This window comes from Providencia lanzhouensis (genome assembly GCF_050469745.1).
GTDB lineage: Bacteria > Pseudomonadota > Gammaproteobacteria > Enterobacterales > Enterobacteriaceae > Providencia > Providencia lanzhouensis.
Map to the genome: position 1 here is coordinate 3,614,658 of NZ_CP174123.1, position 12,577 is coordinate 3,627,234.

General features: G+C 42.0%; 13 protein-coding genes. 1 reads left to right on the forward strand and 12 read right to left on the reverse strand.

Going from position 1 to position 12,577, the window contains the following annotated elements; all coding sequences use genetic code 11:
* Window positions 1-266 precede the first annotated feature (266 nt).
* Window positions 267-1,838 carry an AbgT family transporter gene (locus ACIH2S_RS16940; protein WP_036949567.1) on the reverse strand — a complete coding sequence of 524 codons (1,572 nt, stop codon included), beginning with the start codon at window positions 1,836-1,838 and terminating at the stop codon, window positions 267-269.
* A gap of 457 nt (window positions 1,839-2,295) precedes the next feature.
* Here ACIH2S_RS16940 and ACIH2S_RS16945 point away from each other — a divergent pair, with 457 nt between their 5' ends.
* Window positions 2,296-2,664 (forward strand): DUF1992 domain-containing protein, encoded by a 369-nt coding sequence (locus tag ACIH2S_RS16945; RefSeq protein WP_036949565.1) that lies wholly within the window; start codon window positions 2,296-2,298, stop codon window positions 2,662-2,664.
* Between the two features lie 7 nt (window positions 2,665-2,671).
* Here the strand turns inward: ACIH2S_RS16945 and ACIH2S_RS16950 are convergent, their stop codons facing one another.
* The 11 genes from ACIH2S_RS16950 to ACIH2S_RS17000 form a co-directional block, all read right to left on the reverse strand.
* Window positions 2,672-3,373, reverse strand: coding sequence for a helix-turn-helix transcriptional regulator (locus ACIH2S_RS16950; RefSeq protein ID WP_108479509.1), 702 nt, complete (start codon window positions 3,371-3,373; stop codon window positions 2,672-2,674).
* 212 nt (window positions 3,374-3,585) lie between these two features.
* On the reverse strand, window positions 3,586-3,921 hold the full coding sequence (locus ACIH2S_RS16955; protein WP_036949256.1) for a tRNA-binding protein: 336 nt from the start codon (window positions 3,919-3,921) through the stop codon (window positions 3,586-3,588).
* 162 nt (window positions 3,922-4,083) lie between these two features.
* Window positions 4,084-4,410: a DMT family transporter gene (locus ACIH2S_RS16960; RefSeq protein ID WP_036949254.1), complete on the reverse strand. Its 327-nt coding sequence runs from the start codon at window positions 4,408-4,410 to the stop codon at window positions 4,084-4,086.
* Between the two features lie 18 nt (window positions 4,411-4,428).
* Complete coding sequence (locus ACIH2S_RS16965) at window positions 4,429-4,842, reverse strand: DMT family transporter (protein WP_036949253.1); 414 nt, start codon at window positions 4,840-4,842, stop codon at window positions 4,429-4,431.
* A gap of 52 nt (window positions 4,843-4,894) precedes the next feature.
* Window positions 4,895-5,578, reverse strand: a complete 684-nt coding sequence (locus ACIH2S_RS16970) for a hypothetical protein (RefSeq protein WP_272535953.1) — start codon at window positions 5,576-5,578, stop codon at window positions 4,895-4,897.
* 22 nt (window positions 5,579-5,600) lie between these two features.
* The gene (locus ACIH2S_RS16975) at window positions 5,601-6,245 is read right to left on the reverse strand and encodes a phosphate propanoyltransferase (protein ID WP_036949251.1); all 645 of its coding nucleotides are present in this window, start codon (window positions 6,243-6,245) and stop codon (window positions 5,601-5,603) included.
* Window positions 6,242-6,634, reverse strand: a complete 393-nt coding sequence (locus ACIH2S_RS16980) for a BMC domain-containing protein (RefSeq protein ID WP_108479511.1) — start codon at window positions 6,632-6,634, stop codon at window positions 6,242-6,244. The genes ACIH2S_RS16975 and ACIH2S_RS16980 overlap by 4 nt, the downstream gene beginning before the upstream one ends.
* Window positions 6,635-6,647: 13 nt before the next feature.
* The gene (gene cutD / locus ACIH2S_RS16985) at window positions 6,648-7,598 is read right to left on the reverse strand and encodes a choline TMA-lyase-activating enzyme (protein ID WP_036949291.1); all 951 of its coding nucleotides are present in this window, start codon (window positions 7,596-7,598) and stop codon (window positions 6,648-6,650) included.
* A gap of 83 nt (window positions 7,599-7,681) precedes the next feature.
* On the reverse strand, window positions 7,682-11,113 hold the full coding sequence (gene cutC, locus ACIH2S_RS16990) for a choline trimethylamine-lyase (protein WP_108479512.1): 3,432 nt from the start codon (window positions 11,111-11,113) through the stop codon (window positions 7,682-7,684).
* A 59-nt stretch (window positions 11,114-11,172) separates the two neighbouring features.
* Window positions 11,173-12,303, reverse strand: a complete 1,131-nt coding sequence (locus ACIH2S_RS16995) for a 1-propanol dehydrogenase PduQ (protein ID WP_036949247.1) — start codon at window positions 12,301-12,303, stop codon at window positions 11,173-11,175.
* A 7-nt stretch (window positions 12,304-12,310) separates the two neighbouring features.
* Window positions 12,311-12,574: a EutN/CcmL family microcompartment protein gene (locus ACIH2S_RS17000; protein ID WP_036949246.1), complete on the reverse strand. Its 264-nt coding sequence runs from the start codon at window positions 12,572-12,574 to the stop codon at window positions 12,311-12,313.
* Window positions 12,575-12,577: the final 3 nt, after the last annotated feature.

Sequence of the window (12,577 nt, forward strand, 5' to 3'; positions counted from 1 at the left end):
TTTTTATTAAAAATAACAAATAAAAAGAAATTTGAAAACAAGTCTATTATTGACATAGCCATTAAAAACAAACTGACCTTCTAAATTAACTTTAGAATAATATTAATGGAACAACAAACATTTAATGCTATAAAATTAGCAAACTAATAAGCAGCCATAAAACAATCTATCTTATGATTATCACTTTATAGCCAATTTAAGATTCACATTCGAAAACAATAAAGAGCAAATAAAAATCTATTTGCCCTTATAAATTAATTATTAGATTAACTTCCAGGAGTAAAATAAATTGGTGATCCAGGTCCTACCGGTAATCCCAAAATAAATACCCAGATAATAAAGAACAGAGACCAACCAATAAAGAAAATAATCGAGTATGGCAGCATCATTGAAACCAGAGTACCAATCCCTGCATCTTTCTTATACTTGACGACAATGGCCATGATTAAGCCAAAATAGCTCATCATTGGCGTAATAATATTGGTCACTGAATCACCAATACGATAAGCCGCTTGGATAGTTTCAGGGGAATAGCCTGCCAACATTAACATTGGTACAAATATCGGTGCTGTCACAGCCCATTGTGCGGACGCGGAGCCAATCATTAAGTTAATAAAGGCACAAATCAGAATAAAGCCAACAAATAGTATTCCACCATGTAAATCAATACTATTTAAGAAATTAGCGCCTTTGACCGCAATCACTTGCCCGATGTTGGTCCAGCCAAAAAATGCAACGAACTGCGCCGCAAAGAAAATGATGACTAAATAGAGACCCAAAGTGCTCATTGCGCTTGCCATCGCATCAACCACATCTTTGTCGCTACGCATGGTCTTTGCAATATAGCCGTAAACAATTCCCGGAATCGCAAAGAAAATAAAGATAAACACCACGATTGCTTTTAAGAAAGGTGAATTACTCACTAACCCAGTTTCTTGGTTACGTAAAATCCCACTTTCAGGCACCACCATTAAGGCTAATACTGCCGCTAATCCCCAGAAAGTCACCGATGCCCAGAACAACGCTTTTTTCTCAAGCGGTGTCACTTCAGCTGAGGCACGGAGTTTATCTTCATCTTCATCGACACCACCGCCCTGATAAGGGCCTAACTGCGGCTCCACGATTTTCTCTGTGATGAAATAACCCAAGATAGTGATCAAGAAAGTACTGGCAAACATAAAGTACCAGTTTGCTTCTGCCCCGACGATATAGGTGGGGTCAATAATTCGAGCTGCTTGCTGAGTGATCCCTGACAATAACGGATCCACTGTACCTAATAGTAAGTTCGCTGAATATCCACCGGATACCCCTGCAAATGCAGCAGCAAGCCCAGCTAATGGATGGCGACCTAATGAATGGAAAATAATCGCAGCCAGTGGAATCAGTACCACATACCCGAGTTCTGCCGCGGTATTAGACATAATCCCAGCAAAAACAATCGCAACGGTGGTTAATTTACGAGGTGCTTTGATAACAATCAGACGCATTGCCGCAGATAATAAACCGGCACGTTCCGCGATCCCAACCCCTAAAAGAGCAACTAATACCGTGCCAAGAGGCGCGAACCCGGTAAAATTGGTGACCACATTAGACAGAATTTTACGGATGCCTTCCGCATCTAATAGGCTAACAATATGAATGATCCCGTCTTCAGCGCGACCTTTCGCACCTTCAGGGCGAGGATCCGGCACACTAATACCAAAATACTGACCAACGGCGGAAGAGACTAATAAAATCCCAATTAAGATAATGAATAGAATAACAGGATGTGGCAGAGCATTTCCCAGCCACTCAACCGTTCGTAAAAAACGGCTACCCTCTTGTCTTTTTTGTTCCATGTATTCTCCTTATAAACAAGAGAAATGAACATTACACAATGTTTTTCTCTTCACCTAATTACAAGCATATAAATTCAAACCAACAAATTTGATACAAATCGAATACATTAACTAACAATAAACGTGCTGATAGTAAAAATAGAATATTTACTTTGTTAAATTTTATTTATGTTAAAAATTAAAACCATAAAAATTAAATATCATAAAAATACAAAAATGTGGTCAAGCTAACATTTTAATAATATTAACCAGCCGTTTCTTATTATTTTTAACCAAATAGATATCAAATTTCGTCGGTTTTATTCCATTTAATTCGATTAATACCTATTTTTACAGTTACAATAAATTTGAGTTAGATAAAACAAAGTAAAACACCAATTAGCCTGATTAATGTACGTTTTTAATCTAGATTAATCAGCGTTATAATCGAAGCCTATTCACTACAGGGCGAGCCATAATGTCTGTCATTGATCTTTGGGCAGAGCGTCATATTCAAGACGCTTTAAATAAAGGGGAGTTATCCAATCTCAATGGTGAAGGGAAACCTTTGCAGCTTGATGATGACAGCCAAGTTCCTGAAGAATTAAGGGCGAGTTATCGTATTCTTAAAAATTCTGGGTATCTGCCGCCTGAACTGCAACAGAAAAAAGAAGCGTTGAATTTATGCCATATGCTGCAGCAACTCTCTGCTGATGACCCCAATTATGTTGCCATCAGCAAGCAATTGGCATTACTCGAACTAAAACTCAAGCAAGCAAATATCAATACCGACTTTTTATATGGCGAATACGCCGTGACAATTTCAGAACACTTAGAGTCTAAATAGCGAAGAATTAACGTTTGGGTAGGGATTGTAGGCGATATTCCTGAGGAGTTTTACCGTAAAACTTACGAAATGCTTGGCTAAAAGCAGAGTGAGAATCATACCCCACCAAGGTAGCAATATGTTCAATGGTTTGGTGAGTTAATAATAGACTTCCCGCGGCTTCCATCCGTTTTTGCAATAAAAATTGCATGACGGTGATCCCCATTTCAGCTTTCACCTTACGTTGTAAGGTACTGACTGACATATAAAACGCGCAGGCGATGTCTTCGCAGCTTATCGGTAAATGCAGACGTAATTCCACCCAATGAACTAGCTCATCAACCCAACGGTTTTCTGGTTTTAACTGGGCTAATAACAGGCGAGCAATGGCAAAGTTTTGTTCCGGTGCTTGCGGAAAGCGTTGCAACCAATTTAATAACCCCGCCGCCGCTGGCGTCAGCGTGAAATGCGTCATTTTTTCATTTAATGACCATTGCGCCGTTGCAGGCATTTCCAATACATAATTTTGATTCCCATCTTGTCCACTAAAAGCATGGCTAACACTCGGCGGGATCACGACACCTTGACCTGCATTTAGCAGCCAGTGTTGACGATGCATATTGATTTCCATCGCCCCTGATAACGCAAATACCACCTGCCATTGCCCATCATGTTGATGAGAAATAACCTCTTGGGAATATTGGCGATAGTGCAATTCAGGTAATAACAAGGCAAGCTCCTACTGGGTGGCATACAGTAGGAGTATACGGTTTTAATCAAAAAAATGCAGCCTGACAGCTTAGGTAGAGGGATAAAAGCGTGGTTTTTCCCTCTTTGTGTTATTAGGCGAAAATCAATAAATTGATTTTCCTCGTTAATTTTACAACCCAAACGAGCCATTTCCAAACCTGATGGGTTTGTCTATGGTCTGCGCCTTACGGCTTAAGCTAGGCGAGAACCATTCGGCACAGGTAGATTAAATTCAGCTAATACAATTGCACCTGTTTCATCAGGAGCACCTGTAATTAACACTTCAGATTTTATGCCAGCAATACGTTTAACTTCAAAATTACACACACATAAAACCTGTTTACCAATTAAACTTTCAGGGGTGTAATGCACGGTAATTTGAGCGCTTGAACACTTAACTCCCAATTCCCCTAAATCCACTTCCATCACATAAGCGGGCTTTTTTGCTTTACTGTTTACTTCTGCACGAATAATCGTACCAACACGCATTTCCACTTTCGTAAAGTCGTCCCACTCAATAATTTGCATATCTTTATTCCTAAATTAAACGATGGTAATGGCTTAAATTAACATAGGATAGATAGCGGCTCTTAGCGTCAAACATTCATTTTATGTTGTGAAACAGTCATTGATTATCACCTGATAATGGCAGGCAATAATCAATGGGTACAAGAGAGATAAAACGTGAAGTTACATATTTGAAAAAGTATTCATAATGATGCCGCCGGAGATAATTAATCCCATCGCGAAGACGGCTGGTACGTCTGGTTTTTGTTTATATAAAATCATCGAAACTAACGTCACACCGACAATACCAAACCCACACCATAAAGAATACGCAACCCCAACAGGGATATACCCCATTGCACGTGTTAACGCGAAATAGCAAAGGCAATAAGCCACAATCACTAAAATTGATGGGCCTAATTTGCTAAAGCTATTGGTTTTTTTGATCATCGATGTACCCGTGATTTCTGAACCAATTGATAATGCCAACCATAAAAATCCAGTAAACATAATATTTCTCTCTTCTTATTAATGAGCAACTTTGTTGGTTGAAGACAGTGACGCATCCGAATTTTCAGCCGGTTCCGCCTCATCCGAGCCCATTTTAGAAAACAGGTTCATAATCACGATCCCAGAGGCAATAACCCCCATTCCAATCATTGCTGCCATATCTGGGTGCTGCCCATAAAACAACATACCTAAAGTTGACACCATCAAAATACCGGTACCTGACCAAGTCGCATATGCTAACCCAACTGGAATATATTTTACTGCGCGGGAAAGAGAGTAATAACAGATAACATAAAGAATCACTATCAGACCTAATAATAATGATTTAGTTGTTCCTTCACTATTATCGAACATTTTCAATGTGGATGTTGCTGAGGTTTCAGAAATAATAACCGCTAGCATCCAAAGCCATGATTTTGCTTTAGAAGACATAGATAATACTCCTACATAGATAGATGTTTAAAATATTAAATTGAAATAAAATTTATTTTTTTAGAGACTTTAAATAATCCATTGCCGAATCTGTTAATTTATTTTTATTTAGGGAATATTCCTTTGGGTCATTCATTACTTCTCTCAAAGTAATATAGCGATTCTGGTTTGTTTTATTTTCACTCGATATCTCATCATTTTTAATGAGCATTTTGTTTTCAATATTATTAAATGTATCGAATTGAATACCTAATGAGATAGCCTTATTTATATTCTCTTTAATAAGGCGGTTATAATGTTCATTTTTATTCAAACCTAATATTTGGTTCAAATCACTGTCAGGGTAGCAATGATACTTCAATGCCATAATAGGAATATTTCGAGAAAGTGTTTGGATAATAATTTCGCTCTCTTCGCTAATTGCCAAGCCATTCACAACTTCATTCAGTACTTTAGTTCCTATAAAAGGGAGAAAAACCCCATGAAACTCTGCGAGTTTTTCCATATTAAAGGTATAAATATCAAAACATTGCCCAATTTCTTTCCATTGATTTATCGTCGATTGCGTTAGCATCTCCTTGGTGGCATAGAAAGAAAAAGACATTGAAGGTAACTGCAATAAACGCTGATAAACCGCCTGTTGATAATCTTGGCTTGGTGACAATAACACCAATACTCGCCGTTTCAGCCGTTGCAGTACCTGTAATACTATCTGCTCAATCATTTTTTCGTTCATATTGCCACCGCTCGTTTAGTCCTTAGCTGACAACAAACACGCTGTCACTGTTGCGTAACCCTGCCGCATTTGCTTCATCTGTATCAATATGAAATTCCAGGGAAAACCTTGCATCCACTCGAACAACTACCTCATCAAATACGAGGCTACGTTCCCCTTCAGTGCGAACACATACTCGCTGTCCATTGGAGACATTTAGCGACCTTGCATCCATTAAATTCATGTGGATATGGCGCTGAGCACAAATGACTTGTTCACAAAGATTAACGTGCCCAGCAGGACCGATTAACAGCGCACTCCCCGATTGGTTTAAATCTCCAGATTCACGCACTGGCGCTTTAATACCTAATGCAAAACAGTCTGCTTTCGAGACTTCCAGTTGAGTGGTTGGTCGTGTTGGTCCTAACACTCGTACTTTACTGATCGACCCTTTAGGTCCAACCACCATCACACACTCTTTTGCCGCAAATTGACCAGGTTGCTTCAAATCTTTAAATGGCGTCAGTTGATAGCCTTCACCAAAAAGCGCGGTAACATCTTCTTGCGAAAGATGGACATGACGGTTCGAAACACCCACAGGGATAGCAATGGGGCTATCAATCATTGAGGCTGGGTTTGACATAGCTAAGCGAGACAGAATTTTTCCCATCAGCTGCTGGTTTATCATGATTTTTTCCCTTTACGCACGTCAGCTTTTGGCTCCACAACGGCAGTCTCGACAGTCATCGTCACAGGCGCCTCAACGGCCGGTTTTTCAACATTGTTCTCTTCTTCGCTCGCTTTATTCTTAGTGGATAACAGCTGGGTGATCACTCGCTCTTCTGGGCGAGCAATGACTAATGTGCCTTTTAATAGGTCTTGATGGCTGATAACCGATGCACCATGATCAACGGCGGTTCTTACTGCACTAATTTCCCCTTGAAAACAAACAGAAACTAAGCCAGAACCGATTTTACGGTAGCCAACAATCTCGACACTCGCCGCTTTGCATGCAGCATCCGCAGCTTGTATTGCTGATGTCAGCCCGTAAGTCTCAATGACGCCTAAACTTTTCATTTTTTTCTCCTACTTAGTGACGAACCAGTCGAATATCGAAATCGAATTTTTTAAAGAAAGCCTCTAATTGATCTAACTCTTCCGCGCTGTAGGTTGGGTCTTTCTTGATGGGATAAATCATGTCGAGTTTGTCGTATTTTCCGCGACCAAGCTGGTGATAAGGCAGAATATCAATTCGACTTAAATTGCCGCGTTTCGACAATTCCATGGCGTATTCAATTGCGCCTGTTATTGCATCAAAAGAATCGTTATATCCGCGAACTAAAGGCATACGCATCACCACATTTGCCCCTAGTTCCATTAATCTTTCGAGGTTACGACGCACATTTTCATTACCAATACCAAACAGGCTTTTGTGCTCAACGGTATCGATATGTTTAACATCAAACAGGAATAGGTCGACAACTTCGGCTAACTTTTCATAATTCGCTAATGACGTTGTACCTTGTGTTTCAATCGCCGTATTGATCATCATTTTTTTGCATTCACGCAAAAGCTCAACGGCAAAATCTGTCTGTAAACTCATTTCACCGCCACCAATCGTGACACCACCACCAGAGGAAATATAAAAATCGTAGTCCTGCATGATGATCTCCATCATTTCAGAGACCGTGACATCTTTTCCCATAATGTCTAGCGCATCAGAAATGCACACTTCCTCACATTTGCGGCAACCGATGCAGTCAATACTACGATTCACGCGGTGGACTGCTTCCCCTTGTTCATTGGTGGTCATGTAATGGATCCCCGCAGGGCAAACATCCACACATTTCCCACACCCAACGCATTTATCGTGGGAAAACATCACTTGGAACTGGCTACTTAGCCCTTCAGGGTTAGCGCACCAAGGGCAACGAATATTGCATCCTTTAAGAAAGATCAGGGTTCGAATGCCATCACCGTCATAAATTGAGTATTTCTGGATATTAAATATCCGCCCTCTGATTTCTGCCGCTGTGTTCATCATTGCATCTCCAAAACAGTTTCAAACTTATTGTTTTTATTATGTACGGTGGGAATAGCAGCCTATCCCCACCCAGATTTGGTTTAGAATTTCTCAATCACGGTACGGCTGATGATTTCGTCCTGAACCTCTTTACATAACTCAACGAAGTAAGCACTGTAGCCAGCAACACGAACGATTAAGTCACGATATTTCTCAGGTTCTTGCTGTGCTTTTTTCAGCATTTCGTTATCAACGTAGCTGAACTGCATTTGACCGTTACCCAAAATAGATGCCGTTCTTAACAACGTGATTAACCCATTGCGACCTTCTGGTGTATCCAATAAGCCTTTTAAGAACTTAAAGTTATGCACCATACCGATGTTCATCGTTTCCACGTTCATCTTACTGATGGATTTAATAATTGCTGTTGGGCCTTGTTTATCTGCCCCTTGAGTTGGGCTGATCCCATCTGACAACGGCATCCACGCTAAACGACCATTCGCAGTCGCTGCGGTTAGCTCGCCAATCGGTGTGTTGTTAGAAATGGATAATGTGCCGTGACTCAATGTGGAATACAGCATGTCGTACTTACGGCACTCGCGTTCCGTCCATTCAGTAATATCCAATGCATATTGGTCGACATAGTTGTCATCATTACCGAACTTAGGTGCATTCAGGCAATCACGACGTAACTCTTCATAACCTTCAAAGTTAGCAAGCAGACCATCACGCACTTGCTCTAAGGTATAGCGCCCCTCTTCATAAACCACTTTGCGAATAGCCGCCATTGAGTCAACGTAAGTTGCTAGACCAGAGAAAATCAGCCCCGGACCGTGGTTAATCATTGCACCACCCGCCGCAACATCTTTTCCTTTCTCCATACAACCTTCCACCAGCAAAGACATCAATGGTTTTGGCGCGACATCACGGTGAACACGCTGACTGATGACCGTACCAATCGCCGACAGGCGAACAATATGGGCAATTTGCGCTTTCACAGCATTATCGAAATCTTCGAAGGTTTTCAGGTTACGCAGATCCCCGGTATCTAAACCTTGGTGGCTATCAAACAGCACCATCCGACCACGGTTCAGAACAAACTCAATGGCGATTGGCCACTGGGTGTAACCCGTTGATGTCCACTGATAAATTCGACCTGATTTTTGTGGTTCCACGCAGCCCATTAAGCAATAGTCGCGAGCATCTTCAAAATCAAAGCCTTTACGCAGCATCATTTTGATATGGGAATCGTCAAAGTGACAGGCAGGGAAGCCCATACCGGCTTTCACTACATCCACGATTTTTTCCATATATTTTTGTGGAGATTGGTTATGAATACGGCATGCTAATGATGGCTGGTAAACTTTAACGAAACGGACTGCATCCATAATTAAGTACGTTAAATCGTTACACGCATCACCACCCGAGCGTTTTTGACCACCCACAGTTAAGTTGATAAATGGCTGATATCCAGCGAAATATTTAGCGCCCAGCTCACTGGACATCCACATTAATTCCGCACATTTGATGATAAACGCCTGCATCATTTCCAGTGCTTGGTCTTGAGTTAAACGACCAGATTGAATATCGCTTTCATACATTGGGAAACAGTATTGGTCTAAACGACCTAATGATAATCCTGTTTGGTTTTCTTCAATTTCAAACAAGGACTCCACAGTCCAAATACTTTGCAGCGCTTCTTGCAATGTTTTTGGAGGGTTCGCCGGTACATTTTCGTTCACTTGAGCAATTGTCAGTAACTCTTCACGTCGTTTCTGATCTGTCTCTTTAGAAGCCAGTTCACGAGCATGTTCAGCAATACGATGAGCATAAGCCACCACACCTTCACAGGTTTCAATTGAGGCTTTATAGAAATAGATGCGATCGATGTCATCTGGATTTTGCATGCTTAACTCAGCCAGTTTTGCCTGAGCATCCGCTTTAATGCCATTCATGCCTTTAGTGAAAAGCAATACGTCATAACCAGGGCAAGTATCACCTCCGCCATTGATTTGGTGATAAGACAAGTCACTCACAAAGGTTTCGCCGCTGAATTCCCAAACCCCGGCTTCACGATATTGCGCTTCACAAATTTCATCCAGAGAACGACCTTCCCAGAATGGCGCGATTTCTTCACGAATCACTTTTTTATCTTCTTCGGAGATCACAAATGGATCTTGTGGGCGGGTGCTCATTGTATCGAGCTCGTCCACCACCCAGCGCCATGCAATATCAGGTGAAAATGCACCTGCTCGCGCTTTACCACATGGATGACCGACAATCAGCTCTTCAGGCTGAATCAAGATAGGCGCAGTTTCACACGCACGACGGAACGCTTTTGCACGTAATAAAATCGGCGGTAAACCAGGGTTATTCTTCACCACTTCCGTAAAGGCTAATGCGCGATAGATAGACACGCTTGGACGCGCTTCTAAATAACGGTTACGCAAACGCTGTAAGCGAGGCGTTAACCCTTCCATCACTTTGACTTCATTATCTTGTTGAGCTGCTGGTGCTACATTGCTGGCTGAAGCCGCAGAATATTGAGGCTGCGTGCTTGCTTGACCACAATATAAACGAACTTTTAACCCAGCATTAATTGCACTGATATTTTCATGAGCAGAAAGCATCATCGCGGAAAGTTCGTTGATGCAGACTTGCGGATCATTAAGGTAGACTCCACCTTTAAGTGCATCAAACATTGGATAACCATCAATGGCGCGCGTTGCACGCACTTCTGACAACTCAGCCAGTTTTAGCCATAAGCTTTCAACAATCTCGTAAGCCTGTTGTTGAGTTAATCGACCTTGCTCAATATCGCGCTGATAGAATGGATAAACGGCTTTGTCGAAGCCCATTGGGTTCACGGCATAGCTGCCATTTTCTAAATGCAAAATCAGTTGTAATAGGTAGAACGCTTGGCATGCTTCTTTAAAGGTTTGTGCAGGTTTTGCAGGAACTTGGCGTAATACTTCCGCGCTTTCTTGTAATTCAGCACGACGATATGGGTTAGCTTCTGTGGCCGCAAGATTTTCTGCTCTTACTGCTAAGGCGTTTGCAAAATGGATAGCAGCATCACAGGCATAAATTGCCGCACGGCAGTTGTTTGCCTCATCGATACTATTACGGCTAACGGCACTACCAATATTTCTGACGCGATTTTCTAGCTGATTTTTAATTTCTGCAAACCCGACATTCAGAACGACTAAATAATCCGGTGCGGCGATTGTGCTATCCCCCGCTAAAAACTCATAAATACTCTGGCTGTGTACTTCATCTTCCGTATGGAAGATTGCACCGCGAGGTGTTGAAGATTGGCTACCAATAATCAATTCATCTTGTGCAATAAAAGCGGGGAAATTACGAATAAACTCATAAAAACGCTGAGCGGGTTTAATCGCTTGAGGCGCCCCTGTTAATTGATTTCTGACAGTTTCAAGAATGTTGGCACGTTCGGTAATGATTGAGCAATTGCGAGCACTTAAACGTTCAGCCAGTGTTTTTACACGTGGGGTCAAAGCATATTTGGCCATGTTAGCCTCTCCTGATGTTCTTTCTAGTTCGTTATTCATCACATAAAAAGCGTTAACTATTAAAAAGACTGTCTGTACAGTGCTTCTAGCTGCTTTTCATTTACGTCCCGTGGATTAGTCGGAGTGCAACTATCGCGTAACGCCTGTCCAACCATTTCCCCTAAACGGGCATTAAAATCAGTTTCATTGACGCCTGTAGCGTGAATGCCTTTCGGCATATTCATTTCATCTTTCAATACGTTGATTGCCATAATTAAGCTCTCAACGCCTTCACGTATATTTGAAGCCGGTAAATTAAGTTTTCTGGCTAAATCGGCATAACGCTTCGCCGCGTTGGTTTCACAGCACCCTTCCAGGCCCGCGTTAAACGCCACCACTTGAGCCATCAATAGCGCATTCGCGCGACCATGTGGAATGTGGAACACGCCGCCAAGTGCGTGCGCTAAGCTATGGGTGATCCCAAGGGATGCGTTGGTAAATGCCATTCCTGCAATACACGATGCGTTATGCATTTTTTCACGAGCCACTAAGTTACTGCCGTCGCGATAGCAATCTATTAAGTGAGCAAACACCAACTGAACAGCTTTCTCGGCAAGCGCATCTGAAAAGTCAGAGGCACTGCGTGAAACATAAGCTTCTAGGGCATGGCATAGCACATCCATTCCCGTATCTGCCGTGATAGCGGCAGGGACTGACTTCACTAAAACAGGGTCTAAAATCGCCACATCGGGCAACATAAATTCATCAACCAACACCAACTTCTCAGAGTGAGACTTGATCACTGAAAAAGACGTGACTTCAGAGCCTGTTCCGCTGGTTGTCGGAATAGCCACAAAATGAGGTTTGGCTCTATGGCTGTCTTGGCGGGTATGCCATAGGGAGTAAATAACCGCTTTTGCCGCATCAATCACCGAACCACCGCCCAGTGCAATCACTAAATCTGGATATTGGCTATCCATGATTTTCATGCCTTTTACGATGGACGAGATTTCCGGGTCAGGCACGACATCGTCATACAGAGAAAATGAAATTCCCTGTTGAGATAATCGATGAATCACCTCGTCGGCTAACCCAAATTTCACCATCGCTTTATCGGTTACGATAAACGCGTGCTGGGCGTTAACCTGAGATAAATAATCCAAAGCATTCGCACCGAATTGCACCCTTGGTTTAATCAAAAACTGGTTCATGCGTTATTTACTCCCTACCGTCTCGATACACTTTTTCAACAATGGCAACCACGGACATAGCTTTGTATTTGTCTTTATTCAATGCGAAGTACTCTTCCGCCAGAACAAGGTCATTAATACCTGCGCCTACACTGTCCACCGCAACATACGTTTTGTCCTTCAACGGTTTGAGATCATCGCCAAGCGCCGTGATCATCAGTAAATTACTGCCACTAAGCTCTTGGCATTTCTGCGTTGCGACAACATGCCCTATTACCTTTGCCAAAATCATGAT

Bases quoted from the DNA above. Each gene is read 5' to 3' on its own strand.
- ACIH2S_RS16960 (WP_036949254.1), bottom strand. From the start codon at position 4,410: ATGTTTACTGGATTTTTATGGTTGGCATTATCAATTGGTTCAGAAATC.
- cutD (WP_036949291.1), bottom strand. From the start codon at position 7,598: ATGAACACAGCGGCAGAAATCAGAGGGCGGATATTTAATATCCAGAAA.
- ACIH2S_RS17000 (WP_036949246.1), bottom strand. From the start codon at position 12,574: ATGATTTTGGCAAAGGTAATAGGGCATGTTGTCGCAACGCAGAAATGC.
- ACIH2S_RS16970 (WP_272535953.1), bottom strand. From the start codon at position 5,578: ATGAACGAAAAAATGATTGAGCAGATAGTATTACAGGTACTGCAACGG.
- ACIH2S_RS16995 (WP_036949247.1), bottom strand. From the start codon at position 12,303: ATGAACCAGTTTTTGATTAAACCAAGGGTGCAATTCGGTGCGAATGCT.
- cutC (WP_108479512.1), bottom strand. From the start codon at position 11,113: ATGGCCAAATATGCTTTGACCCCACGTGTAAAAACACTGGCTGAACGT.
- ACIH2S_RS16980 (WP_108479511.1), bottom strand. From the start codon at position 6,634: ATGAAAAGTTTAGGCGTCATTGAGACTTACGGGCTGACATCAGCAATA.
- ACIH2S_RS16975 (WP_036949251.1), bottom strand. From the start codon at position 6,245: ATGATAAACCAGCAGCTGATGGGAAAAATTCTGTCTCGCTTAGCTATG.
- ACIH2S_RS16965 (WP_036949253.1), bottom strand. From the start codon at position 4,842: ATGTCTTCTAAAGCAAAATCATGGCTTTGGATGCTAGCGGTTATTATT.
- ACIH2S_RS16940 (WP_036949567.1), bottom strand. From the start codon at position 1,838: ATGGAACAAAAAAGACAAGAGGGTAGCCGTTTTTTACGAACGGTTGAG.
- ACIH2S_RS16955 (WP_036949256.1), bottom strand. From the start codon at position 3,921: ATGCAAATTATTGAGTGGGACGACTTTACGAAAGTGGAAATGCGTGTT.
- ACIH2S_RS16945 (WP_036949565.1), top strand. From the start codon at position 2,296: ATGTCTGTCATTGATCTTTGGGCAGAGCGTCATATTCAAGACGCTTTA.